Source organism: Aurantiacibacter sediminis (genome assembly GCF_016019885.1).
Classification (GTDB): domain Bacteria; phylum Pseudomonadota; class Alphaproteobacteria; order Sphingomonadales; family Sphingomonadaceae; genus Alteraurantiacibacter; species Alteraurantiacibacter sediminis.
On record NZ_JAEANY010000002.1, the window covers coordinates 705,996 to 731,406 of the forward strand.

Genomic DNA, 25,411 nt, shown 5'->3' on the forward strand with positions numbered 1-25,411 from the left:
CTAACGCCTATTCCGCATCGACCATGATAACGCGCGTCTGTGGTTTCTTGCCGGACCAGCGCTGCGCCGCCCGGCGAGCCGCCAGACGCGCCGCTTCCTTGATCGCATCGGGATTGTCCCTGCGGCCTTTGCGGAGTTTGACCAGCGCATCGACGACATCAGCCTGGGCCTCTTCCACGAAATCATTGTAATCCTCGTCCAGCGGCAGACCGATGCCTTCAACCATCACACCGCCCTGCCCGTCCAGCACGACGAGCAATATGCCGCTGTGTGCCAAACGACGACGCATCGTGATCGCATCGCCGTCCGACGGGATGATGAGGTCGCCATCGAGCACAAGTCGTCCGGTGCGCACTTCGGCGAGTTTTTCCGGCTTGCCGGGAGCGAGACGAATGATGTCACCATTCTTCTGGAAGACGTTGTGCGGAATTCCGTTCGCTGCGCCGAGCCGTGCCTGTTCCTGCATGTGGCGCACCTCTCCATGGACTGGCACGAGGATCTCCGGCCGTATCCAGCCATACAGCGCTTCCAGTTCGGGTCGCCCCGGATGTCCGGAGACGTGGATTTCGCTCTGCCTGTCGGTGACCATCACGATACCGCGCTCTGCGAGGAGGTTCTGGACCCGCCCAATCGACATTTCATTGCCGGGAATGACGCGGCTCGAGAACAGGATCACATCTCCGCGATCGAGAGCCAGTGGATGGTTATCTTCAGCAATCCGGCTAAGTGCAGCGCGCGGCTCGCCCTGCCCGCCGGTTGCGATGATCATCAGATTACCGCGCGGCAAATCCATCGCCCGGTCGAAATCGACGGGTTCGGGGAAGTCCTGCAGATAACCATTGGCCTGCGCGACGCTGATCATGCGATCGAGCGAACGGCCGGCAACGCAGAGCTGGCGTCCCGTTTCCTTTGCCACTTCACCCAACGTCTGCAAACGCGCGACATTCGAGGCGAAGGTCGTGACCAGCACGCGCTTTCCGGCATGCTTCTGCACTTCTTCGAGAAGCCCGCGATAAACCGCGCCCTCGCTACCCGAAGGCACCGGATTGAACACATTGGTGCTGTCGCAAACCAGCGCGAGAACGCCCTCATCGCCTATTTCGGCGAGTTCATCTTCAGTGGTCGGCTCTCCGATGATCGGCTCTTCATCGAGCTTCCAGTCGCCTGTGTGAAAGATCCGGCCATAGGGCGACTCGATCAGTAGCGCGTTGCCTTCAGCAATCGAGTGCGCGAGCGGCAGGTAAGTGATGTTGAACGGTCCGATATCGAAGCTGCCGTGATCCTCATCGATGACATTCAGTTCGATGGCATTGCTGAGCCCTGCCTCTTCCAGCTTGCGCATGATAAGGTCGGCAGTGAAAGGCGTTGCATAAAGCGGCACGCCCAGCTCGTCGGCGAAATAGGGAATCGCCCCGATATGGTCCTCGTGCCCATGCGTCAGGACGATGCCGAGCAGATCCTTGCGGCGATCTTCGATAAATTCAGGGTCAGCAAACATGAGTTCGGTGCCCGGATACTCACTCGCGCCAAAGCTCATGCCGAGGTCTACCATCAGCCATTTGCCCTGACAGCCATAGAGATTGACGTTCATGCCAATCTCGCCCGAACCACCAAGTGCCAAAAACAGGAGTTCATCCTGCGGGGTAAAATCTTTTTTCATTAAGCTCCTGCGCGATCAGCCAGGATCTGGAGGCCGCGTATCGTCAAATCTGCATCTATGACGTCAAAAATATCCGTCTTCTCATCGAACAATATGGCGAGCCCGCCGGTCGCTACAACCTTTACCGGGCGACCGAATTCGGTCTTCATCCGATCGATCAGCCCTTCCATCATGGCGACATAGCCCCAGAAGACGCCAATCAGCATCTGATCCTCTGTATTACGCCCGATGACGCTGGTGGTTTCAGGCGCGCGGATGGCGATGCGCGGAAGCTTGGCCGTTTTGCCTACCAGCGCGTCGAGCGAGAGATTGATGCCCGGCGCGATGATGCCGCCCTTGTAGGCGCCGTTGTAATCGACCGCTTCAAACTTCGTAGCGGTACCAAAGTCCACCACGATCATGTCGCCGCCCACCAGCTGATGCGCGGCGATGCAATTGAGTGCGCGATCCGATCCCAGCGTGTGCGGTTGATCCACGTCGATTTCAAAATTCCACGCCGCTGCGCCCTGCCCTGCGAACAGAGGTTCAATACCGAAGTATTTTTGTGAGAGAACCGTCAGATTGTGATCGGCGTGCGGGACGACTGACGAGAAAATGATGCGTGTGATAGCGCTCCGCTCGATCCCCTCGACCGCCAGCAATTGTAGCAGCCATACTGCGTATTCATCGCCCGTGCGGCGACCGTCAGTGGCAATGCGCCAGCGCGCGCGTATCTCTGTGCCATCGAAAATGGCGAAGACGACATTGGTATTGCCGACATCGGCTGCGAGCAGCATTAGCGCATCTCCTCATCATCGTGCCAAAATAGCGAGACATCACCTGCATGGACCACACGCTCGTGGTCACCAATCGGTTCAATGCGCAGGGCACCGTCAGAAGTGATACCACGATAGAAGCCGCGCAGGACACTGCCGTCAGCATCTGTAACACGAACACGGTCGTTGTATTGATGACTGCGGATCGCCCATTCAAGGATCACATGGGAAAGCGGCTGTTCACGCCATTCGTCCAAACGGTTGGCAAAACTGTCCACCAATAGGTCCAGAACGCTTTGGGGTCCGTTAGCAAACTTGCCATTCTCATAAGAGATATTGGTCGTTTTGCGCTCGGGAATATCCGGGGCATAGCCAACATTGACCCCGATCCCCACAACAACACTTTCGCCGTGTCGCTCAAGCAGAATTCCTGCAACCTTTGCGCCGCGGATCAAGAGATCGTTTGGCCACTTCAGCATCATGGGAGTGCGATCGAACAGGCATCGCTTCACGCAGTCAAATACCGCAAGCCCGGCAACAAAAGAAAGTGTGGCGGCGCTTGGATCAGACGAACGCAGATTGACAACGGTGCTGCAATGAAGATTGCCCTCGGGGCTTTCCCAAAGACGCCCCAAGCGCCCTCGCCCACCCGTCTGCCGCTCTGCGCGCAACCAGAACCCCTCAGGCAAGCCTTCTCCAGCAGACAATCGTGCTAAAAGATCAGCATTGGTGCTGCCGGTTTCGGGAGTTATCTCGATCAACTCTCGCCCTGCCTCAGGCAGGCAGCATCAATGAGGCAGCTGCACCGTCCGCGAGTTCACCCAGCCACGGTGTAAGCAGGTAGCCAAGCGGAGAGACAATCGCCGCGCAGATGAACAGCAGTGCCCAGTGCGGCGTATCGCCTTCACCGGTTATCGTGCCTGCAGGCTCGTCAAAATACATGATCTTGACGACCTTGATGTAATAGAAGGCGCCAATCACCGAGGCTGCGATACCGATGGCGGCCAGCGCGAGCATGTCTGCCTGAACAACCGCCTCGAAGACCACAAACTTGCCCCAGAAACCGAACAGCGGCGGGATACCGGCGAGGCTGAACATCAGCATCGCCATCACCGCAGCAAGTGCAGGACGCGTGGTCGAAAGGCCAGCAAGGTCAGAGATCCCCTCAACCTGATTGCCTTCCGCATCGCGCATCAAGAGCACGGCGACGAAGCTGCCGACCGTCATCACGACATAGATCGCGAGATACACGAGCATCGCGCTGATCCCGGTGACGGTTGCAGCGGCAAGGCCGATCAGGATGAAACCGACATTGTTGATCGAGGAAAAGGCGAGCAGCCGCTTGATATTCGTCTGTCCGATAGCGCCGAGCGCACCGATGATGATCGACAGCAGCGCTGCGGCGATCACGACTTGGCGCCACGCATCGACCTGCGTGCCGAAGCCTTCCATCATCACGCGTGCGAGCAGCGCTACGGCAGCGACCTTTGGCGCGCTAGCGAAGAACATTGTCGTAGGCGTTGGAGCGCCCTCGTAAACGTCGGGCGTCCACATATGGAACGGCGCGGCGCTGATCTTGAAAGCGAGACCCGCCAGCATGAAGATAAGGCCGAACAGCATGCCGGTCGACAAATCGCCCTGAACAGCCTCGGCAATGCCCATGAAATTGGTCGTACCGGCAAAGCCGTAGACAAGGCTCATGCCGAACAGCAGGATGCCGGATGCGAGCGCGCCCAGAACGAAGTATTTGAGGCCCGCTTCGGCAGAACGCTCATCGTCCCGCAGGAAAGCGGCGAGCACGTAGGCGGCAAGCGAGTTCAGTTCGAGGCCGATATACAGCGTCAGCAAATTGGTCGCCGAGACCATGATGCTCATGCCGAGCGCGGCAAACACCACAAGAATCGGATATTCGGCACGCATTTCACCGATGCCGGTGAAGAAGCGCGGCGCCACGACGAGCACAGCACCGGCTGCAGCGAAAATCATCAGCTTGGCAAGGTTGGCGTAGGCATCTGCGCGGAAAAGATCACCGAACGCCATTGTATCGAGCCCGGTCGCTCCGGTGCACACGGCAGGTGCGGCCAGCGCAAAAGCTCCGCCGAGAGAGACGGCCGCGGCGATGCTGATCATGCGCGAAGCTTTGTCCCCGCCCCATGCCGCAACCAGCAGCAGAACCAGGCCGGAAATTGTCAGTACGAGTTCAGGCGCGATCAGCGCGAAGGAAGCTGCGTAATCCATCACTGCGCCTCCCCTTCCGCTGCGGCAACCTGTTGCAGGTTCGCATCGCTAGCCGGCTCCGCTTCAGCCAGGCGCTCGTCGAGCCAAGCAATATCTTCGCGCATCGGTGCAAGGAAGCTTTCCGGATAAACGCCCATCCACAGAACAGCGGCGGCGATGGGGCCGAGGAGAAGGTATTCGCGCATCGAAAGGTCCGGCATGGCAGCCGCATCGTCATTGACCTGCTGGCCAAAGCAAACGCGGCGATAGAGATAAAGCATGTAGGCGGCACCCAGGATGATGCCGGTGGTGCAGACGAAGGCAACCCAGCTGTTGATCTGGTAAATGCCAGCAAGTGCCAGGAATTCGCCCACGAAGTTGCTTGTGCCCGGCAGGCCGATGCTGGCCATGGTGAACAGCAGGAACAGCACGGCGTAAGCAGGCATATTGATGCTGAGCCCGCCGTAGCGCGCAATCTCCCGCGTATGCAGGCGATCGTAGATCACGCCAACGCAGAGGAAGAGCGCGCCCGATACAAGCCCGTGCCCGAGCATAATCATCATCGCGCCTTCGAGGCCCTGCACGTTGAAAGCGAACAGGCCGACAGTCACGATGCCCATGTGGGCGACCGAGCTGTAAGCGATCAGCTTCTTCATATCGTGCTGGACGAGCGCGATCAGGCTGGTGACCACCACCGCGACCATGCTGAGGCCCCAGATCAGCCATACGAACTGTGCGCTGGCATCGGGAAACATCGGCAGGCTGAAACGGATGAAACCGTAACCCCCGAGCTTCAGCAGCACACCGGCCAGAATGACGGAACCGGCGGTGGGCGCCTGAACGTGCGCATCCGGCAGCCAGGTGTGGACCGGCCACATCGGCATCTTCACGGCAAAACTGGCGAAGAATGCGAGCCAGAGCCATGTCTGCGCCTCAGCCGCGAAGTCATACTCCATCAGATACGGGATGTATGTCGTGCCCGAGGCATTCACCATCCAGAACATCGCGATCAGCATCAGGACCGAGCCGAGCAGTGTGTAGAGGAAGAATTTATAGCTGGCGTAGATGCGGTTATCGCCGCCCCAGATACCGATGATCAGATACATCGGGATCAAACCTGCTTCGAAGAAGATATAAAACAGGAAAAGGTCCTGCGCAGCGAATACGCCGATCATCAGCACTTCCATGAACAGGAATGCGGCCATGTATTCGCCGACGCGCTTGTTTATCGCGTCCCAACTCGCGCCGATACAGATCGGCATGAGGAATACGCTCAGCATGATCAGCATCAGGGCGATGCCATCGACGCCTAGCGCGTAGGCAAAGCCCGCAAAAAGCGCGTGATATTCCTGGAACTGCCACTGCTCGCCGCCAATCTCATAATTGGCCCAAAGCACGATACCGAGCGCCAGATTGACCATGGTCGTGGCAAGAGCGACCACACGTGCAGGCTTGGCATCGAGGAACAGGCAGACGATCGCTCCGATGAGCGGGACGAGCAGCATGACCGAGAGAATGGGGAAACCGCCCATCAGAACAGCACCCAGGTGACAGCGGCGACAAGGCCGATAAGCATGATCAGAGCGTAACTCGTCAGATAACCGGATTGAACTTTCTTGGCGAAGGCAGAGCCCTGCATCACCACCCACGCAGCCCCGTCAGGGCCGAAGCGGTTGATGGTGCCTTCGTCACCGCGCTTCCAGAAGAAGCGGCCAAGCCAGAAGGCCGGGACGACAAAGACGTAGTGATACAGCTCGTCGAACATCCACTTGCGATAAACAAAGGTGTGGATCGGACCGAGCTGTTTGACTGTTTCTTCGGGTACTGACGGTTTGCGAATATAGGCATACCAAGCAGCGACGAGTCCGATTATCATCATGACGGTCGCATCATATTTGACCCACAACGGCACTTCCTTGCGCTCAGCCATAAGAGTGGGCTCATAATATAGCGAACCGGCCCAGAAAGAAGCCTCGTCCAGAAATGCGTGGTAGAAAATCTGTCCCGCAAGGACCGCGCCCACACTCAGGATCGCGAGTGGCACCAGCATGGTCCACGGGCTCTCATGCGGATGATATCCCCCCGTACCCGGAGCGTGATCTGGCGACGGCACGGCGTGCGACACATCGTGACCGGAGTCTTCCTGGTGCGGCGGATTGTGCTCGTCCGGCTCGTCATGGCCCGCGTGAACTGCATGCTGGATATGCTCGCTTTCGATCCAGCGCGGCTTGCCCCAGAAGGTCAGGAACATCAGGCGCCAGCTATAGAAGCTGGTGAGCAGCGCAGCGATCGTGCCGAGCCAGAAGGCCATGTCCGAATAGGCACCGGCAGACGCATAGGCGACTTCAAGGATCGCGTCTTTCGACCAGAAGCCTGCAAAACCGGCCTTGAGGTGGTAGACACCCACGCCCGTAATAGCGAGCGTACCGGCCATCATCGCCCAGAAAGTGAACGGGATGTGCTTCCTGAGGCCACCGTAATAGCGCATATCCTGCTCGTGATGCATCGCGTGGATCACAGAGCCCGCACCAAGGAACAACAGTGCCTTGAAGAAGGCATGCGTAAAGAGATGGAACATCGCTGCGCCATACGCACCAACGCCAGCGGCGAAAAACATATAGCCGAGCTGTGAGCAGGTCGAATAGGCGATAACGCGCTTGATGTCCCACTGGGTGGTCCCGATGGTCGCGGCGAAAAAGCAGGTGGCAGCGCCGATCACCGTCACTACTGCCAGCGCTGCAGGTGCAGCTTCAAACATCGGAGACAAGCGGCAGACCATAAACACGCCTGCGGTCACCATGGTCGCGGCGTGGATCAGCGCCGACACAGGCGTCGGGCCTTCCATCGCGTCCGGCAGCCAGGTGTGCAGGCCCAACTGAGCCGATTTGCCCATCGCACCGATGAACAAGAGGATGCATAGGATTGTCATCGTATCGAGGCGCATGCCCATGAAGCCAATGGTGCTCGCGCCTTCCATGGCCGGAGCCATTTCGAGGATTTCGGGAATGCTCGTCGTCTGGAAGACAAGGAACGTTCCGAAAATGCCGAGCATGAAGCCGAGGTCACCGACACGGTTGACGACGAATGCCTTGATCGCTGCGGCATTGGCGCTGGGTTTCTTGAACCAAAAACCGATCAGCAGGTAACTTGCGAGACCCACGCCTTCCCAACCGAAGAACATCTGGACGAGGTTATCGGCCGTCACCAGCATCAGCATGGCAAAGGTGAAAAGCGAAAGATAGGCGAAGAAGCGCGGCTGATCCGGGTCTTCCTCCATATAGCCCCAGCTATACAGATGGACGAGCGCGGACACGGTGGTGATGACCACCAGCATGACTGCGGTCAGCGTGTCGACACGCAGTGCCCAGTCAAAGCTGAAAGCGCCGCTTTCGACCCACTTCAGCACCGGAACGACCGTTGCCGTCTCGCTACCCGTCAAGAAACCGATGAAGATCGGCCAGCTCAGCGCGCAGGCAAGAAATAGGCCGCCTGTGGTGATCGATTTGGCAACCGTATTGCCCAGATTGCGATTGCCGAGACCGGCAATGATCGCAGCCAGCAGCGGCGCGAAAACGATGATGAGGATGGAGGTATTCAAGGAACTTATCCCTTCATCCGGTTGACATCGTCCACCGCGATGGTGCCGCGGTTACGGAAATAGACGACAAGGATGGCAAGGCCGATGGCAGCTTCTGCAGCGGCCACAGTGAGCACGAACATGGCAAATACCTGTCCGGTCAAATCACCCAGAAAGGCGCTGAAGGCTACCAGATTAATGTTCACCGCAAGCAGGATCAACTCGATCGCCATCAGGATGACGATGATGTTCTTGCGATTGAGGAAGATGCCCAAGACGCCCATCACGAACAGGATGGAGCTGACCACCACGTAGTGTTCGATACCAATCACAGCTCGACCCCCTGCCCATACTCGGGTTTCACATTGACGGTTGCCTCATCCGGGCGACGAGCGTTCTGCTTGGCGATGTTCTGATGGCCACGCGTCGCACGGCGCTCGCGGTGGGTCAGCACAATGGCGCCGATCATCGCGACCAGCAGGATGATGCCAGCGGCCTCGAAAAGGAAGACGTACTTGCCGTAAAGCAGCGCGCCGATATTCTCGATATTGCTCGCGCCAGCTATCGGAGCGGCGTCACCCGTCGGCGTGCCCAGTTCCAGTCTGCCTGCGCGATAGGCCCCGATGCCCAGCACCAGCTCGGCAAGCAGGATGACCGCCACAGCTAGGCCCAGCGGCGCGTTTTTCATGAAACCGGCGCGCATTTCGGCAAAATCGATATTGAGCATCATCACGACGAAGAGGAACAGCACCGCGACTGCGCCGACATAGACGACGATCAGCAGCATCGCGAGGAACTCTGCCCCCACGAGCACCATCAGGCCCGCCGCGTTAAAGAAAGCGAGGATGAGCCAGAGCACCGAATGCACCGGGTTGCGCGACAAAATCGTCATTGCGCCGGACGCGATGACGAATGCGGCAAACATGTAAAAAGCAAAAACTGTCAAAAGAAGTCCCCGTCGACTCTTGAGGCGCGCTTAACGATACGGAGCGTCGGCTTCAAGGTTTGCGGCAATCGCGCGTTCCCACTTGTCCCCGTTCGCCAGCAATTTTGCCTTGTCGTAAAGCAATTCCTCGCGCGTTTCGGTCGCGTATTCGAAGTTCGGCCCCTCGACCACGGCATCCACCGGACAAGCTTCCTGGCAGAAGCCGCAATAGATGCACTTGGTCATGTCGATATCGTACCGCGTGGTACGGCGGCTGCCGTCTTCGCGCGGTTCGGATTCGATCGTGATCGCCTGCGCGGGGCATACAGCCTCGCACAGCTTGCAAGCGATGCAGCGTTCCTCGCCATTGGGATAGCGACGCAGCGCATGCTCCCCGCGGAACCGCGGCGAAATCGGGTTCTTCTCGTAGGGGTAGTTATTCGTCACCTTCGGCTTGAAGAAATACTTCAGCGTCAGCGCGTGCGCCTTCAGGAATTCCCAAAGCGTGAACGACTTTACGAATTGAGCGACGGCGGTCATGCCGCACCTCCATATCGGGTAAGCATCAGCCAGCCACTCGTCAGCGCGACGAAGAGGAGGCTCATCGGCAGGAAGACTTTCCAGCCAAGGCGCATCAGCTGGTCATAGCGATACCGCGGCACGGTCGCCCAGATCCAGCTGAACATGAAGAAAAAGAAGATCGTCTTCAGCAGGAACCAGATGAAGCCCGGCACGGCGTAAAGCGGAGCCCAGTCGATCGGCGGCAACCAGCCACCAAAGAACAACAGCGTGTTGAGGCTGCACATCAGCAAGATGTTGGCATATTCGCCGAGCCAGAAGAGCGCGAAGCTCATCGAGCTGTATTCGGTCTGGTAGCCGGCGACGAGTTCGGACTCCGCCTCGGTCAGGTCGAACGGCGCGCGCTGCGTTTCGGCGAGCGAGCTGATGAAGAACACCACCCACATCGGGAACAGCAGCAGGTTGAAATAATAGCCGTTCACGATGCCGAAGCCGTGACCGCGCTGGCCTTCGACGATCTCGGTCAGGTTGAACGAATTGGCGTAGAGTACGACGCAGACGAGGATGAAGCCAATCGAAACTTCATAAGAAATCATCTGTGCAGCCGCGCGCATGGCGGAGAAGAACGGGTATTTCGAGTTACTCGCCCAGCCCGCCATGGTGATGCCGTAAACGCCCAGCGAACTGATCGCGAGCACATAGAGCAAGCCGACATTGATATCGGCCAAGACCACACCCGCATCGAACGGGATCACCGCCCAGGCGAGCAATGCCACGGTAAAGGTGATGATCGGCGCGAGCAGGAAAATGCCCTTGTTGGCGGCCGAAGGAATGATGGTTTCCTGCAGGAACACCTTCAAACCGTCCGCGAAACTCTGCAGGATGCCGAAGGGGCCAACCACATTCGGGCCACGGCGCATCATGACAGCGCCCAGCACTTTGCGGTCCATATAGATAACCAGCGCCACGGCGAGCATCACCGGCAACGCGATCAGCAGAATCCCCGAAATGGTCGCGACAAACCATGCCCATTCGTAATTCATGCCGAGGGATTGGAAGAACTCGGTCATTCCGCAGCCTCCTTCAGCTCATCCCCGTGCAACAGTTCTGCCGAACATTCCTGCATCACCGTGCTGGCGCGGGCGATGGGGTTTGTGAGGTAGAAATCCGTGATTGGATAGGCGTCAATCGTGCCCGTAGCCTTCGCGGCCTTGGGAGCCGCAGGTAGCGCGCCGTAATCGGCGATTTCGCCTTCATTGGAAAGCGCTGGCACCTCTGCCGTCATCGCGGCGCGGAGCTCTGCGAAGCTGTCGAAGCCGACCGACACGCCGAGCGCATCGGCAAGCGCGCGCAGGATTGTCCAGTCTTCCCGCGCATCGCCCGGGGCGAAGATCGCCTTGTCGGACATCTGCACGCGGCCTTCGGTATTCACATATGTGCCGGGCTTCTCGGTGTAGGCGGCGGCAGGTAGGATAACATCCGCCGCATGCGCGCCCTTGTCGCCATGGTGGCCGAGATAGACTTTGAGCGAGCCGTCGAACAGGCTCCAGTCCACCTCGTCAGCACCCAGCGCGAGCACGACTTTCGGCTTGGCCTTGACGATATCGGCGATGCCGCCCTTTTGCGCGAAGCCCAGCATCAGCGCGCCCATGCGGGCAGCGGCGGTGTGGAGGGCGTTGAACTCTGCCTTCAGCTTGCTGGTAACGGCCAGAGCCGCTTCATGCGCACCGGCTGCGAAGCCTGCAGCGCCAAGGATGACTGCGGATTTCTCAGCGCCCTTGAAAGTATCGGTGACGCTCGCAGGCAGCTTGTTCAGCACGCCCAGATCATTGCCGAGGAATTCCGCCGGATAGGTCGTGTCCCACTCGGGACCGACCACGAATACCTTCGCGCCGCGCTTTGCCGCCTTGCGAATGCGGACGTTGACCAGAGGCGCTTCCCAGCGAATGTGGCTGCCGATGATCAGGATCGCACCAGCGTCCTCGATCCCGACAAAGCTGCTGTTGAAATTGACAGCCGCGAGGTTGGACACATCGTAATCCATGCCCGTCTGGCGGCTTTCGATCAGCTTGCTGCCTGCTGCCTCGAGTAGCGCCTTCGCGGCAAACATCGTTTCGCAATCGACCATGTCGCCAGCAATCGCAGCGATGCTCTTGCCCGGCTTGGCTTTGGCGATGGCTTTGAAGGCCTCGCCCCAACTTGCAGCCTGCAGCTTGCCCCGCTTGCGGATGAAGGGCTTATCTAGGCGGCGGCGCGTCAGGCCATCGACCTGGTAGCGCGCCTTGTCCGAGATCCACTCTTCATTGACCTCGTCATTGTCGCGCGGAAGTACGCGCAGCACTTCGCGGCCACGGCTGTCGATACGAATGTTCGCGCCAACCGCATCGGACACGTCGATACCGAGCGTCTTCTTCAGCTCCCATGGGCGGCTCTCGTAAGCATACGGGCCGCTAGTAAGCGCGCCGACCGGGCACAGGTCGATCACATTGGCGGAAAGCTCATGCTTGGCCGCCTGCTCCAGATAGGTCGTGATCTGCATGTCCTCGCCGCGATAGAGCGCGCCGATTTCGTCGACACCGGCGATCTCTTCGGAGAAGCGGACGCAACGGGTGCAATGGATGCAGCGGGTCATGATCGTCTTGATCAGCGGGCCCATATTCTTGGACGTCACCGCGCGCTTGTTCTCTTCATAGCGGGAGCCACCACGGCCATACATCATGGCCTGGTCCTGCAGGTCGCACTCGCCGCCCTGATCGCAAATCGGGCAATCGAGCGGGTGATTGATCAGCAGGAACTCCATTACGCCTTCGCGCGCGGTCTTCACCATTTCGCTATCGGTGCGGATTTCCTGGCCTTCGGTGGCCGGCAAAGCGCAGCTTGCCTGCGGCTTGGGCGGACCGGGCTTTACTTCGACAAGGCACATGCGGCAATTGCCGGCGATGCTTAGGCGTTCATGGTAACAGAAACGCGGAATTTCCTTGCCCGCAAGCTCACACGCCTGCAGCACGGTGGCGCCGTTTGGCACCTCAATTTCCTGACCGTCTACGGTAACTTTAGGCATTATTCGGCTGCCTCCTGAAGGGCGGCTTCACGCTCTTCGATGCGGCGTTCTAATTCGGGGCGGAAATGCTTGAGCAGGCCCTGGATCGGCCAAGCGGCGGCATCGCCCAGTGCGCAAATCGTATGGCCTTCCACCTGCTTGGTGACTTGGTAGAGCATGTCGATCTCTGCCGGCGAGCTTTCACCATGGCGCAGGCGTTCCATCACGCGCCACATCCAGCCCGTGCCTTCGCGGCAGGGCGTGCATTGGCCGCAGCTTTCATGCTTGTAGAAATAGCTGATGCGGCTGATTGCGCGGACGATATCGGTCGACTTGTCCATCACGATGATCGCCGCCGTGCCGAGCCCCGAGCCGAGTTCCTTCAGCCCGTCGAAATCCATCGGCGCATCCATGATCTCTGCTGCCGGAACCAGCGGAACGGAGGAGCCTCCCGGGATCACAGCGAGGAGATTGTCCCAACCGCCACGGATGCCGCCAGCATGCTTATCTATGAGCTCGCGAAACGGGATGCTCATGCTTTCCTCGACCACGCATGGCTTTTCGACATGGCCGCTGATCTGGAAGAGCTTGGTGCCGTGATTGTTCTCGCGACCGAAACTGGCAAACCACGCGCCGCCACGGCGCAGGATCGTCGGCACGACCGCAATCGATTCCACATTGTTCACCGTCGTCGGGCAGCCATAGAGGCCTGCGCCTGCAGGGAATGGCGGCTTGAGGCGCGGTTGGCCTTTCTTACCTTCGAGGCTCTCGATCATCGCGGTTTCCTCACCGCAGATGTATGCGCCCGCACCGCGGTGCATGAAGACATCGAAATCGTAGCCGGAGCCGCTGGCATTCTTGCCGATCAGTCCGGCGTCATACGCCTCATCGATGGCCTTCTGCAGCGTTTCGGCTTCGCGGATATATTCGCCGCGGATGTAGATGTAGGCCGCCCTCGCCCGCATGGCGAAACCGGCGACCAGTGCGCCTTCGATCAGCTTGTGCGGATCGTGGCGGATGATCTCACGGTCCTTGCACGAACCGGGCTCGGATTCGTCGGCATTGATGACGAGGAAGCTTGGACGGCCATCCTTGCTTTCTTTTGGCATGAAGGACCACTTCATGCCGGTTGGGAAGCCAGCGCCACCACGACCGCGCAGGCCGGAGGACTTTATCTCTTCGATGATGGAATCCTGGCCCATCTCGATCAGCTTCTTGGTGTTATCCCAATCGCCACGTTCCTGCGCGGCTTTGAGACCCCAATCCTGGAAGCCGTAGACGTTGGTAAAGATGCGGTCCTTGTCAGCCAGCATTATGCCATGACTCCGAATACCCAGATTGCGACAGCCGCCAGGATGGCGACGAGCGCAACAGTTTTAACGATGCCTTTCAGCACCTTCCACGCGATCACGATCAGAATCAGCGCAATGACAATGGGCAGAAATTGCTCCATCACCAGTTGCTCCGATAATCGTGGTTCGCGTCGACCATTTCCTTCAGCGTCGTAGGGCCGCCCGAAGGCTCCGATGTGTGACGGCCCGGCTCCTGCGTGCCTTCCTTCGGCTGCTCACCTGCGGCGAGCGCGTCAAGGACCGCATGGAGGCGCTCTACGTTCAAGTCTTCATAATTGCCGTCATTGATCTGGACCATCGGCGCGGTGGCGCAATTGCCCATGCATTCGACTTCGGTCAGCGTCCAGAGGCCATCCTCCGACACTTCGCCGAATTTCATTCCGCGCGCTTTGCAGGCGGCGATGATCTCGTCCGATCCGCGCAGCATGCACGGCGTGGTGCCGCACACCTGGACGTGAAATTTACCCACCGGAACAAGGTTATACATCATGTAGAAGGTCGCAACTTCGAGCACGCGAATGACTGGCATGTCCAGATATTCGGCGATATATTCGATCACCGGAAGTGGCAGCCAGCCCTGCGTATCGGTCTCTTCACCCACTTGGCGCTGCGCAAGGTCCAGCAGCGGCATGACCGCAGACTTCTGGCGCCCTTCGGGATACTTCTTGATGTGCCAATCGGCCTTTTCACGGTTGGCGTCCGTGAAAGTCCAGCCACCCCAGCGCTCGCGCAGTTCGGGTGTATCAGGGGCGATGTGCCTACCCGCCATGGGCCAGCCTCCGTCGTTCAAAATAGCGGCCAACATAAAGGCCAATCACCGCAGCAGCTGCGGTCGAAAAGATTTCCTTGAGCGGTGCTTCACCGTGGAAGACCGCCAAATACGCCGCGACCGCCGATGCGAAGGCGGCGAATGCGGCGAGAAAGATGAAGAGTTCGCGGAGGATCATTGGCTATTCTCTTTGCTCTGCCAAATGAAGACCTTTTCGCCGTTGCGATAATCAATGATCGCCCAAACAAGCACAAAAGCAAACCCGACAATGATCAGCGAATTGAACAGAGCCGGCCCCATCCAATCAGAAAAACGCGCTCCGAGCATAAGTGCCATCACGGTTAGGAAAAGCTGATCGCGACTGCTCACCGATCACACTCCCCGAAAACCACGTCGATTGCGCCGAGGATGGCGGTTGCGTCGGGCAGCATGTGGCCCTTGGACATGAAATCCATCGCCTGCAGGTGCGAGAATGCGGTCGGGCGGATCTTGCAGCGGTAAGGCTTGTTGGTGCCATCTGCCACCAGGTACACGCCGAATTCGCCCTTGGGGCTTTCGGTCGCGACATAGACTTCGCCCGCAGGCACGTGGAAGCCTTCGGTGTAGAGTTTGAAGTGATGGATCAGCGCTTCCATCGACTGCTTCATCTCGCCGCGCTTGGGCGGTGAAACCTTCTTGTTGTCGCTCGCGATCGGGCCTTCGGGCATTTCTGCGAGGCACTGCTTGATGATGCGCGCGGACTGATAGACTTCTTCGCAGCGGACCATGAAGCGATCATAACAATCCGAATTCGTGCCGACCGGGATTTCGAAATCCATCCGGTCGTAGACATCGTAGGGCTGCGACTTGCGCAGGTCCCACGGAATGCCAGCGGCGCGGATCATCGGGCCGGAGAAGCCCCACTTCACCGCATCCTCTTTCGAGACGACGGCGATATCGACATTGCGCTGCTTGAAGATGCGATTGTCCTGCACCAGGCTCATCGCGTCCCCGAATAGCTCGGGCAAGCGGTTGTCGACCCAGTCGCCGATATCGGTGAGCAGCTTCAGCGGCACGTCCTGATGGACGCCGCCCGGGCGAAACCATGCAGCATGCATACGCGCGCCCGAAGCCCGCTCGAAAAAGTTCATGCAGTCTTCGCGCAGCTCGAACACCCAGAGGTTGGGCGTCATCGCGCCGACATCCATCACATGCGCACCGATATTGAGCATGTGGTTGCAGATGCGAGTCAGCTCGGTAAACAGCACGCGAAGGTACTGCGCCCGCTCCGGGACCTTAACATTCAGCAGCTTCTCGATGGCGAGGACGTAAGAATATTCCTGCGCCAGCGGGGAGCAGTAATCGAGCCGGTCGAAATACGGCAGCGCCTGCAGATAGGTTTTGTATTCGATCAGCTTTTCGGTGCCGCGGTGCAGCAGTCCGACATGTGGGTCGATCCGCTCGATGATTTCGCCATCAAGCTCCATGACCATGCGCAGCACGCCGTGCGCCGCAGGGTGCTGCGGACCGAAATTGATCGTGTAATTGGTGATCTCATATTCGCCCGTGGTGGGCGATGTTTCCTTGACGAGGCCGCTCACTTGTCGTCCTCCTTATCCGATTTCGTTTCAGGCACGGTGGCACCCTTGGTCTCTTCGACATCGCCCTTGCTGGCGGCACGATCGGGCGCGTCTTCGGTCGCTTCGGGAGCGCCCGCGGCCTTTTTGCCAGTGTCCTTTTCCGCCGGAGAGCCTGCGCTCACCTTTTTCGCAGCCTTGTCATCGGCCTTTGCGCCAGCGCCGGTATCTTTCGGGCTCTCGGTAACCTTGGGATCGTCAATCGGCGGCACGTCGGCCTTTTCGTCACCCGGCAGCACGTAATCTGCGCCTTCCCACGGCGAGGTGAAGTCGAAAGTCCGGAAATCCTGCGCCAGCTCGACCGGCTCATACACAACGCGCCCTTCCTCTTCGGAATAGCGCAGTTCGGTGTAGCCCGTCAGCGGGAAGTCCTTGCGGAAGGGATGCCCTTCGAAGCCATAGTCCGTCAGGATGCGGCGGAGGTCAGTATTTCCGTCAAACGTCACACCATACATGTCGAACACTTCACGCTCGAGCCAACCGGCGACCGGCCAAAGCGTGGTGACTGTTGGCACCGGCGTGTCCTCGTCCGTGCTGACCTTCACCATCACGCGATGGTTCTTGGTGAGACTGAGCAGCATGTAGACCACTTCAAACCGCTCCGCACGGCCCGGGTAGTCGACACCCGCAATCTCGACTAGCTGCTGGTAGGAATGCTCATCACGCAGAAGGCGAAGCGCATCTTCGATGCTGTCGCGCTCTACAATGATGCTGATCTCGCCATGCGCTTCGAGCGTGCTGACGACCATGCTGCCAAGCGCCGTGGAAAGCGTTTCCAGCACGCCGTCATTCGACGCAAATTTCGGGGCGGAGTGGAGAACTGTGGTCACTGATGTATCTCCATCGAGTCCAGAAATGCCATGCCCCGCTCTCGGATAGATGCCTTCAATGCTTCCGGCGCGTCAGGATTTGACATCGTAATCGCATAAGCCACGCGATCGGGAGCGATCTGGACAGCACGCATGCTGCCATTCGTGCCGCCTTCGTTCATGCTTGCTACCAGCGTGCGGCGCCCATCGACCATGCTTTCATCGACATTGCCGGTGCTGATATCGTCGGAAACATCTGCGACCAACGCGTCGAAATCAGACGTGAAGGGTTGGTAGGCCGCACCTTGCGGACCGGTCGATACAATCATTACGAACATCGCGTTTTCGTCTAGGCACAGCCAACCTTCGAGGAAGTCCGTGTCGTTGGTCGCATCCTCCGGCTGTTGGCACGGCATCACTACCGAAACAGAGCCGTCAGCTGTCATTGTAGGCGTCTCCGCCTGCGCCATTGCGGGAGCCGCGATGGTCAAAAGCGACGCAGCCATTGCTGTCCGAAGAATCTTTCTCATCGCTCGATCGTCCCGACGCGGCGGATTTTACGCTGCAGCTGCATCACGCCGTAGAGCAGTGCTTCGGCTGTCGGCGGGCAACCCGGAATGTAAATATCGACCGGCACGATGCGATCGCACCCGCGGACGACAGAATAGCTGTAGTGATAGTAGCCGCCTCCATTGGCGCAGCTGCCCATCGAAATCACATATTTCGGATCGGACATCTGGTCGTAAACGCGGCGGAGCGCCGGGGCCATTTTGTTGCACAGCGTTCCGGCGACGATCATCACATCGGACTGGCGCGGCGAAGCGCGCGGGGCGATTCCGAAGCGCTCCATATCGTAGCGCGGCATGTTAACGTGGATCATCTCCACCGCGCAGCAGGCGAGGCCGAAGGTCATCCACCACAGCGAGCCGGTACGCGCCCATTGGAACAGCTCCTCGGTCGAGGTGACGAGGAAGCCCTTGTCATTCACTTCGGTCTGAAGTGAATTGTAGAAATCCGTATCGGGCTGCTTGATTTCGCCGCCCTTGGCAGTCGGAGCGATGCTGTCCCGCATACGCTGGCCATCCAGCGCCGGGTTGACGGAGGTTTGCCCGGCAAATGCGGGATCGGTGTTCGGATCGGTGCTCATTCCCAGTCCAGAGCTCCCTTCTTCCATTCATATGCGAGGCCGATGGCGAGGATGCCAAGGAAAGTCATCATGGCGAGCCAGCCTGCCCAGCCCGTTTCACCCAGGCTCACTGCCCATGGAAACAGGAAAGCTGCTTCCAGGTCGAAGATGATGAAGCTGATGGCGACGAGGTAGAAGCGCACGTCGAACTGGCTGCGCGCATCCTCGAAAGCGGGGAAGCCGCATTCGTACTCCGTCAGCTTGGCAGCATCGGGATTGTGCGCCCCTGTCAGGCGCGATACGCCCATTGGCAGGAAAACGAAGAGGACGGACAAGCCGAAGGCTATTGCCAGAAACAGCAATATCGGCAGGTATTGAGATAGGTCGACCAAGATGGACTCGCGTTCGCTGTAGGTTCCGGGGCGCGTCTAGTCCGATAGGGCCTATGATGCAAGGCAGCAGAAAGGCCAATTTCCGCCTATTCGGGGGGAGTTTCCACGAGTTGCAGGCGACGGATCTGTGCGGGCCGCGAGGATGCGCCTTCATTGACCACGCCACCTTCTCCGTAAATGTCCCATTGGCCGGTGCCGATATAGTAAAACGAGTCTCCTGAAATCGATCCGCCCAGCGGTTCCGTCCAGTCAGGATTGGCGATCTCCAATGTGCGATTAGCGGCGATCACGCCTATGCCCTGTCCCAGTTCAAATGCCGTGACGCGTTGCGGATCGAGGCCGTTCTGCACCGCAATCAGTTCATTGCCACGCAGCCGGAGGCCATCCACCCCATCGAGCAACATCGGCTGCGCCGCACGCATGCGATAGGCAATACGGCTGCGGATCATCACTTGGGCGAGGCCGTAACGGTAGTCGCTGATGTAGAGCGCGGTGTTGTCAGGCCGCACAGCAATGCCCTGCGGTGATCGGAAAGTGCCCGGTGCGATGAATGTCTGCATTGCGATATCGCCCAGCGCAGCGGAATAGACCCCTCCCCCGACTGGGTCGCTGCCGTAGACCGTGCCGTCCGGCCCCACGGCGATGTCGGAGATGGAGACACCATCAGGAGCGGGCACCCGGCGGCGTTCTTCCAAGGTGATCCGATCGATCGCGATAATCCCGCGAAAAGCAGTTTCCGGATTGGGCGTTTGATCGACGACACCGGAGCCGATCCAGATAAGGCCGCGCGGTTCGTCCAGAGCGATGCCGGCAAGGCTTCCCGCGTCATCGATCACGACTTCGCGCCATGCCGCTCCATCGTCCTGCGAAAATAGTCCGCGACACACGATGCTGGTCACGAGTGTGCGCCCATTGCTCTCATCGCGCAAAACGGCTTCCGGCAATCGAATAGCTTCGGGAACTACACTTATCAGTTCACTGCTCTCACGAGGCAAATCGAGCGTCGCTTCGTGTGCGATCCGAAGGTCATCGCCGACACCCCCTGTATACTGCTCGCCTTTGCTGGCTAGATACGCACCCAATTGGACAACGGTCTGGTGTTCCAGCCAATAGTTGCGATCCATCAGCCAGTGCCAGTTCTGCAAGACATCATCGGGCCTGTCATCGCGATAGGCATTGCCAAGCAAGCGTAGCCTCACCGATGCGGAGTCCGGAAAATCCTCCGCAAGCTGGGCCAGCCCTTCTGCATCAGTGATTTGGGCGGTCGTGGCGTCAACGGATCGCCAAGGCTCCGGCGCTCCCATGCCTTCGACTGCTGCTGCTGCTTCCTGCTCAGGCGGAAGAACGCTCCCCGGCAGTTCGATGCGCGAGGCGCAGGCAGTCGTCGAAAAAGCGGCGGCGAGAAGTAGTGTCAAACGAAGCATTAGCGAAGCGATACCGCCTGCCCTGCCCCGCTGTCACCCCTCGCCGCCAGCTTATCCTACGGGTGCGCCCTATTTGCGGGCCATGAAGTGCAGCACTTTTCTCGCGCGCTCGCCATAGGGCGGCTTTAGGCCCCCAAGCCCTGCGACATCTAGTTTAGGCTGAGTGTAGACGCTGCGCGCATGGCTGAATTCCTTGAAACCTTCGATGCCGTGATAGCAGCCCATTCCGCTCGGCCCGATGCCACCAAAGGGCATGTCTTCGGCAGACACATGGAAGATCACGTCGTTGACCGTCACACCGCCAGAAATTGTATTACCGAGCACCTTGTCTCGCTCTGACGAATTGTCGCCGAAATAATATAGGCCAAGTGGACGGTCTCGATCATTCACGAAGTCGATCGCTTCGTCGATCTTTCCGTAGGTAATCACAGGCAGAACCGGACCGAAGATTTCCTGCTGCATCGCCTGCATGCCATCGGTGGGGTTGCGGATGATTGTCAGCGGCATTTTGCGCTGATTGCCCTTGGCAAAATCCTCGTCGGCCGGATTCACCTCGATCACTTGCGCCCCTTTATCGCGCGCATCGGCGACCATATTCCGAAGCCGCTCGAATTGCTCGTCATTGATAATATTCGCGTAATCCGGATTGTCGCGCAAGGTCGGATACTGGTCCATCACGCCGAGTTCCAGCGCGGCAATTACGCCGTCCTCCATCTCTTCCGGCACCAGCAGGTAATCGGGGGCGAGACAGATCTGGCCTGCATTCATCGTCTTGCCGGTGACGATGCGCGATCCGGCGCGCTCAAGATCGGCACTTCGGCCGATGATAGTGGGGCTCTTGCCGCCAAGTTCCAGCGTGACCGGAACGAGATTTTTCGCAGCAGCCTGCATGACCTTGCGACCGGTCTCGGTCGAACCGGTAAACACCAGATGGTCGAATGGAAGCGCTGAAAAGGCTTTGGCGACCTCGACGCCGCCAGTCGCGACATTCACCTCTTCCGGCGCAAAGTTATGAGCAACCAGCTCAGTGATAAGATTGCTGGTAACAGGCGTAAATTCGCTCGGCTTGATCATTGCGCGATTACCGGCGGCAAGCACCTGCGCCAGCGGACCGAAAGCGAGATTTACCGGGAAATTCCACGGGCTGATAATCCCGACCACGCCTTTGGGCTCGAATCGCACTTCGCCCTTGGCGCCCATCAGCCCAAGCGGGAATTGCAGGCTGCGGCGTGATGGCGCAGACCAGTCTTTCACGTTGGATTTGCAATATTTGGCGAAGTTGATGGCGCTCATCACATCGGTAAGCATGCTCTGCACTTCGCTGCGATTGCCGTAATCTTCATTCATGGCCTCACACAGCGCTTTGTCGTTTTCCGCGAGGAGTGCAATCAGCCGATCGAGCCGATCCTGACGGACAGAAAGCTGTTCCGGCCGCGCGGCATTGAAGGCCTTGCGCTGGCGATCCAGCATCTGGTTCAGCCATTGTGTGTCTTCCTGGTTTTTCGATTGCGTGTCTTGCGACATGAATTGCACCTGTTCGTATTGCTTAAGCGCCTAAATGAGGCATCCTTTTGTCTAACGCGCCTCGTTTGCATTCGTTGCACCGCAACACTAAATAGCTCCCGAAATCGAACAACCATTCGCGACCGAAAGGCTTACAAAAGATGCCCGCTTTCAACGAATCTGACCCCATCGTCATTCTCTCCTATGCCCGCACCCCGATGGGAGCGATGCAGGGCGCTCTGGCTGACGTAGCTGCGACCGATCTTGGCGCCACCGCGGTGAAGGCCGCAGTCGAGCGCGCAGGCGTTGCAGGCGATGATGTGGACCGGATTTACATGGGCTGCGTGCTTCCCGCCGGCCTTGGCCAGGCCCCTGCCCGGCAGGTGGCGATCCTTTCGGATCTGCCAAAAAGCGTGCAAGCGACGACGGTCAACAAGGTTTGCGGCAGCGGCATGCAGACGGTGATCATGGGTGCAGAGGCGCTCGCCAGCGGAACGGTCGACACGGTGATTGCCGGCGGCATGGAAAGCATGACCAACGCCCCGTATCTTCTCAAAAAGCATCGCTCGGGCGCGCGCATCGGCCATGACAAGGCCTATGACCACATGTTCCTCGACGGGCTGGAAGATGCCTATGAAGAAGGCCGCGCTATGGGCACTTTCGCGCAAGACATGGCTGACAAGTATCAGCTCACGCGCGAGGCGATGGACGAATATTCGATCGCTTCCCTCGACCGCGCCAACAAGGCCATCGATAGCGGCGCATTCGCCGATGAAGTCGTGCCGGTGACTTTCACAACGCGCCGCGGCGATGTGACGGTCGAGACGGACGAAGCGCCGAGCAAGGGCCGCCCGGACAAGATACCGCAGCTGCGTCCGGCTTTCGCCAAGGACGGCACGATCACTGCAGCAACGTCCTCCTCCATTTCTGATGGCGCGGCTGCGCTGGTCCTGACGCGCAAGAGCGTCGCCGATGAGAAGGGCCACACTCCGATCGCCACTATTGTAGGCATGACGGCCCATGCGCAGTTGCCCGAAGAATTCACCATCGCCCCTGTCGGCGCGATCCAGAAGCTGCTCGAACAGACCGGCTGGAGCGTCGATGATGTCGATCTGTGGGAAGTGAATGAGGCTTTTGCCTGCGTAGCCATGTTTGCCATGCAGGACATCGGCATCGATCATGACAAGATTAACGTCAATGGCGGCGGCACGGCACTCGGCCACCCCATCGGCGCGAGCGGTACGCGTATCATCGTGACCCTCGTCAATGCGCTGAAGCAACAGGGCAAGAAGCGCGGCATTGCCAGTCTCTGCATTGGCGGCGGTGAAGCTACTGCCGTCGCCGTCGAATTGGCCTAATCGATATCAATACCGGAGAGACTAAATGAAGAAACTTATCTTTGCAGCCGCCGCCCTTCCCCTCGCCCTCGCCGCATGCGCAGACGAAGGCGTGGATGAGCCGGTCGAAGCCGAAATCGCCGAACTGGAACCGGCCGGTGAAGCTATCGGCGCGACTTATGCGGGTACCTATACCAGCGAAGGCACTGATGGTGCGACACTGACGACGACGCTGACCGAAGATGGCATTTTCACCGATTATATCGATGGGGAAGTCGTCCGCACCGGCACCTGGTCGACAGTGGAGGACAATGTCTGCTTTACCGAGGAAGGCGCACTAGACGCCGATCCGCTCTGTTATGAGGTCACCGATCCGGACGCTGAGGGCAACGTCGAATGGACGAGCCCCGATGGCGAAACGGCCACAATGACGCGTTCGGAATAGACGCCACAAAAAGATTTCGGAAACAAGGGCGGCCTTCGGGTCGCCCTTTTTCGTTTAGGGCTCGCCCGCTCCCCACAGGTGGTCCATCGCGACCCATCCCTGATGACCCTCTACGTCGAGAAGGCACCAGTTCTCGCTGCACTCACCAAGTTCACCAATCACACCGGGCTCCAGGTTCCAACGCATCGCCGATTGGTCTGAAGCAGCCTCCCGCATGGGCACGGCCTCATCGCCCGTGACGATCGCCGTACGCTTTGTGCTGAGCAATCCGCTGAACATCCACCCACGCGTGCCGTCAGGCTCCTCGATATATCGCCAGCCTTGGTAGAGCCTGATGACTTTCACCGGCAAGCCGGGGCGTTCATATATCCATTCGATAGGATATACCTCGCTCGCACCGGCACGCATATTGGCCTCTTCCGCGCTGATGCTTGCCCAATAAGGCAGCTCAACGTCCTGTGCCGCTGCAGGTGCGGAAATTGCCATTAGGATGATGCACAGAAGGGATCGCATAGCACGTATGTAACGCGCACCATTGAGTCGCGGCAACCATTACCTCTCGCTCTTGCGGCTCTTTGATATTTGGTCATAACTGCGTGCTATTGAGGGTCTCCTGCCGAAGCGCAGATCACGAGGGGAAATCATGGTTCGCAAGATTGGATTGGCGGCGGCGCTGCTTGCCGTTCCGCATACTGCCATGGCGCAGGACGGGATGACCAATATCGCACAGAATGATTCAGGCGATACGGCATGGATCCTCGTGTCGAGCGCGCTCGTGCTGCTTATGACATTGCCCGGCCTTGCGCTGTTTTACGGCGGACTGGTGCGGGCGAAGAATTTCCTTTCGGTGGCATTGCAGGTTGCCGCCGTGGCCGGCCTCGCTTCGGTCATGTGGATCGTTATTGGCTATTCGCTCGCCTTCGGGCCCAGCGTAAATGCGGTGATCGGAGGCACCAGCAAATGGATGCTGAATGACCTGACGATCTTGCGCGAAGGCTTGCTGCTACCTGAAAGTACATTTGCGCTGTTCCAGATGACGTTCGCCGCAATCACTCCCGCTCTCATGGTGGGCGCCTGGGTAGACCGTGCGCGCTTTGGTTGGGTGCTGGCGTTCACAGCTCTCTGGAGCCTGTTGGTTTATGCCCCGGTGGCGCACTGGATCTGGGGCGGTGGCTGGCTGGGGCAGCTGGGAGTGATCGATTTTGCCGGCGGCCTCGTCGTGCATGCGACGGCAGGTGTTTCTGCGCTGGTCGTCGTGCTGCTGCTCGGCAAACGGCAGGGTTTCGGCTCCGCGCAATTGCTCCCTCATGCGCCGGGACTCACGATGCTCGGTGCCATGCTGCTATGGGTCGGCTGGTTCGGCTTCAACGGGGGAAGCGCGCTTACCGCGACCGACGACGCATCGACAGCGATCATCAACACGCACCTTGCCGCCGCTGTCGCAGCGCTGGTCTGGCTGGGGATTGAAAAGATAAAATTCGGAAAGCCTACGACAATTGGCTTTGCGACCGGCGCGATTGCCGGCCTTGCCACCATCACCCCTGCTGCGGGATACATTGCCCCCGGCGCGGCAATTCTGATGGGCGCAGCAGGGTCTTTCATCTGTTATCAGGCGATCCTGCTGGTCAAAAACCGGCTCGGGATCGACGACTCCCTCGATGTGTTTGCCGTCCATGGCGCGGGCGGAATGCTCGGAACGCTGCTGCTTGGCCTATTCATTTGGTCAGGGCTCGGCGGGACGGGATACAGCTTTGCGGGCGACATTCCTCTGGCGATGGGCGTGCAGGCGATCGGCATCCTGGCAGTGTGCGTCTTCAGCGCCTTCATGACGGCAGTGCTGGCCGTGGGTGTAAGCCTGTTCATCCCGATGCGGGTGAGCGAGGACGAGGAACTGCAAGGCCTTGATGCCAGCAGCCACGGCGAGCGCGCCTGGCATTTCGACTAG

27 protein-coding genes are annotated in these 25,411 nt (G+C 59.0%); 3 read left to right on the plus strand and 24 right to left on the minus strand.

Going from position 1 to position 25,411, the window contains the following annotated elements; all coding sequences use genetic code 11:
* Positions 1 to 7 precede the first annotated feature (7 nt).
* The 23 genes from I5L03_RS08990 to I5L03_RS09100 form a co-directional block, all read right to left on the minus strand.
* Positions 8 to 1,660, minus strand: coding sequence for a ribonuclease J (locus I5L03_RS08990; RefSeq protein ID WP_197921399.1), 1,653 nt, complete (start codon positions 1,658 to 1,660; stop codon positions 8 to 10).
* Positions 1,660 to 2,436, minus strand: coding sequence for a type III pantothenate kinase (locus tag I5L03_RS08995; protein WP_197921400.1), 777 nt, complete (start codon positions 2,434 to 2,436; stop codon positions 1,660 to 1,662). The genes I5L03_RS08990 and I5L03_RS08995 overlap by 1 nt, the downstream gene beginning before the upstream one ends.
* Positions 2,436 to 3,176 carry a biotin--[acetyl-CoA-carboxylase] ligase gene (locus I5L03_RS09000; protein ID WP_197921401.1) on the minus strand — a complete coding sequence of 247 codons (741 nt, stop codon included), beginning with the start codon at positions 3,174 to 3,176 and terminating at the stop codon, positions 2,436 to 2,438. Before I5L03_RS09000 ends, I5L03_RS08995 begins: the two co-directional genes overlap by 1 nt.
* A gap of 13 nt (positions 3,177 to 3,189) precedes the next feature.
* Positions 3,190 to 4,653: an NADH-quinone oxidoreductase subunit NuoN gene (gene nuoN / locus I5L03_RS09005; RefSeq protein WP_197921402.1), complete on the minus strand. Its 1,464-nt coding sequence runs from the start codon at positions 4,651 to 4,653 to the stop codon at positions 3,190 to 3,192.
* The gene (locus I5L03_RS09010) at positions 4,653 to 6,164 is read right to left on the minus strand and encodes an NADH-quinone oxidoreductase subunit M (protein WP_197921403.1); all 1,512 of its coding nucleotides are present in this window, start codon (positions 6,162 to 6,164) and stop codon (positions 4,653 to 4,655) included. Before I5L03_RS09010 ends, nuoN begins: the two co-directional genes overlap by 1 nt.
* A complete protein-coding gene (gene nuoL / locus I5L03_RS09015) occupies positions 6,164 to 8,230 on the minus strand; it encodes an NADH-quinone oxidoreductase subunit L (RefSeq protein WP_197921404.1) in 2,067 nt (688 codons plus the stop codon). The genes I5L03_RS09010 and nuoL overlap by 1 nt, the downstream gene beginning before the upstream one ends.
* Before the next feature lie 5 nt (positions 8,231 to 8,235).
* Complete coding sequence (gene nuoK / locus I5L03_RS09020; protein WP_197921405.1) at positions 8,236 to 8,541, minus strand: NADH-quinone oxidoreductase subunit NuoK; 306 nt, start codon at positions 8,539 to 8,541, stop codon at positions 8,236 to 8,238.
* Positions 8,538 to 9,155, minus strand: coding sequence for an NADH-quinone oxidoreductase subunit J (locus tag I5L03_RS09025; protein WP_267904214.1), 618 nt, complete (start codon positions 9,153 to 9,155; stop codon positions 8,538 to 8,540). The genes nuoK and I5L03_RS09025 overlap by 4 nt, the downstream gene beginning before the upstream one ends.
* A 30-nt stretch (positions 9,156 to 9,185) precedes the next feature.
* Positions 9,186 to 9,674, minus strand: coding sequence for an NADH-quinone oxidoreductase subunit NuoI (gene nuoI, locus I5L03_RS09030; RefSeq protein WP_197921406.1), 489 nt, complete (start codon positions 9,672 to 9,674; stop codon positions 9,186 to 9,188).
* Positions 9,671 to 10,723 carry an NADH-quinone oxidoreductase subunit NuoH gene (gene nuoH / locus I5L03_RS09035; RefSeq protein ID WP_197921407.1) on the minus strand — a complete coding sequence of 351 codons (1,053 nt, stop codon included), beginning with the start codon at positions 10,721 to 10,723 and terminating at the stop codon, positions 9,671 to 9,673. The genes nuoI and nuoH overlap by 4 nt, the downstream gene beginning before the upstream one ends.
* Positions 10,720 to 12,714: an NADH-quinone oxidoreductase subunit NuoG gene (gene nuoG, locus I5L03_RS09040; protein WP_197921408.1), complete on the minus strand. Its 1,995-nt coding sequence runs from the start codon at positions 12,712 to 12,714 to the stop codon at positions 10,720 to 10,722. Before nuoG ends, nuoH begins: the two co-directional genes overlap by 4 nt.
* Positions 12,714 to 14,006: an NADH-quinone oxidoreductase subunit NuoF gene (nuoF, locus tag I5L03_RS09045; protein ID WP_197921409.1), complete on the minus strand. Its 1,293-nt coding sequence runs from the start codon at positions 14,004 to 14,006 to the stop codon at positions 12,714 to 12,716. The genes nuoG and nuoF overlap by 1 nt, the downstream gene beginning before the upstream one ends.
* Positions 14,006 to 14,149 carry a hypothetical protein gene (locus I5L03_RS09050; RefSeq protein ID WP_197921528.1) on the minus strand — a complete coding sequence of 48 codons (144 nt, stop codon included), beginning with the start codon at positions 14,147 to 14,149 and terminating at the stop codon, positions 14,006 to 14,008. The genes nuoF and I5L03_RS09050 overlap by 1 nt, the downstream gene beginning before the upstream one ends.
* Entirely contained in the window at positions 14,146 to 14,814 is a 669-nt protein-coding gene (gene nuoE, locus I5L03_RS09055; protein ID WP_197921410.1) for an NADH-quinone oxidoreductase subunit NuoE, read from the minus strand. The genes I5L03_RS09050 and nuoE overlap by 4 nt, the downstream gene beginning before the upstream one ends.
* Positions 14,804 to 14,992 carry a hypothetical protein gene (locus I5L03_RS09060; RefSeq protein ID WP_197921411.1) on the minus strand — a complete coding sequence of 63 codons (189 nt, stop codon included), beginning with the start codon at positions 14,990 to 14,992 and terminating at the stop codon, positions 14,804 to 14,806. The genes nuoE and I5L03_RS09060 overlap by 11 nt, the downstream gene beginning before the upstream one ends.
* Positions 14,989 to 15,183, minus strand: a complete 195-nt coding sequence (locus I5L03_RS09065) for a hypothetical protein (protein WP_197921412.1) — start codon at positions 15,181 to 15,183, stop codon at positions 14,989 to 14,991. Before I5L03_RS09065 ends, I5L03_RS09060 begins: the two co-directional genes overlap by 4 nt.
* Positions 15,180 to 16,394, minus strand: a complete 1,215-nt coding sequence (locus I5L03_RS09070; protein WP_197921413.1) for an NADH-quinone oxidoreductase subunit D — start codon at positions 16,392 to 16,394, stop codon at positions 15,180 to 15,182. The genes I5L03_RS09065 and I5L03_RS09070 overlap by 4 nt, the downstream gene beginning before the upstream one ends.
* Positions 16,391 to 17,260, minus strand: a complete 870-nt coding sequence (locus I5L03_RS09075; RefSeq protein ID WP_197921414.1) for an NADH-quinone oxidoreductase subunit C — start codon at positions 17,258 to 17,260, stop codon at positions 16,391 to 16,393. The genes I5L03_RS09070 and I5L03_RS09075 overlap by 4 nt, the downstream gene beginning before the upstream one ends.
* On the minus strand, positions 17,257 to 17,745 hold the full coding sequence (locus I5L03_RS09080) for a hypothetical protein (protein ID WP_197921415.1): 489 nt from the start codon (positions 17,743 to 17,745) through the stop codon (positions 17,257 to 17,259). Before I5L03_RS09080 ends, I5L03_RS09075 begins: the two co-directional genes overlap by 4 nt.
* Before the next feature lie 20 nt (positions 17,746 to 17,765).
* Positions 17,766 to 18,311 (minus strand): NuoB/complex I 20 kDa subunit family protein, encoded by a 546-nt coding sequence (locus tag I5L03_RS09085; protein WP_197921524.1) that lies wholly within the window; start codon positions 18,309 to 18,311, stop codon positions 17,766 to 17,768.
* Between the two features lie 71 nt (positions 18,312 to 18,382).
* Entirely contained in the window at positions 18,383 to 18,757 is a 375-nt protein-coding gene (locus I5L03_RS09090; protein ID WP_197921416.1) for an NADH-quinone oxidoreductase subunit A, read from the minus strand.
* An 86-nt stretch (positions 18,758 to 18,843) separates the two neighbouring features.
* Positions 18,844 to 20,181: an SMP-30/gluconolactonase/LRE family protein gene (locus tag I5L03_RS09095; RefSeq protein WP_197921417.1), complete on the minus strand. Its 1,338-nt coding sequence runs from the start codon at positions 20,179 to 20,181 to the stop codon at positions 18,844 to 18,846.
* Positions 20,182 to 20,250: 69 nt separating this feature from the next.
* Entirely contained in the window at positions 20,251 to 21,705 is a 1,455-nt protein-coding gene (locus I5L03_RS09100) for a coniferyl aldehyde dehydrogenase (RefSeq protein ID WP_197921418.1), read from the minus strand.
* Between the two features lie 140 nt (positions 21,706 to 21,845).
* On the opposite strand from I5L03_RS09100, the gene I5L03_RS09105 reads away from it, so the two are divergent.
* Positions 21,846 to 23,042 (plus strand): thiolase family protein, encoded by a 1,197-nt coding sequence (locus tag I5L03_RS09105; protein WP_197921419.1) that lies wholly within the window; start codon positions 21,846 to 21,848, stop codon positions 23,040 to 23,042.
* A gap of 25 nt (positions 23,043 to 23,067) precedes the next feature.
* Positions 23,068 to 23,466 carry a hypothetical protein gene (locus tag I5L03_RS09110; RefSeq protein ID WP_197921420.1) on the plus strand — a complete coding sequence of 133 codons (399 nt, stop codon included), beginning with the start codon at positions 23,068 to 23,070 and terminating at the stop codon, positions 23,464 to 23,466.
* 54 nt (positions 23,467 to 23,520) lie between these two features.
* Here I5L03_RS09110 and I5L03_RS09115 read toward each other — a convergent pair whose 3' ends face one another.
* Positions 23,521 to 23,952, minus strand: coding sequence for an SH3 domain-containing protein (locus I5L03_RS09115; RefSeq protein ID WP_234035156.1), 432 nt, complete (start codon positions 23,950 to 23,952; stop codon positions 23,521 to 23,523).
* A gap of 157 nt (positions 23,953 to 24,109) precedes the next feature.
* Between I5L03_RS09115 and I5L03_RS09120 the strand changes: the two genes are divergently transcribed.
* Positions 24,110 to 25,411: an ammonium transporter gene (locus tag I5L03_RS09120; protein ID WP_197921422.1), complete on the plus strand. Its 1,302-nt coding sequence runs from the start codon at positions 24,110 to 24,112 to the stop codon at positions 25,409 to 25,411.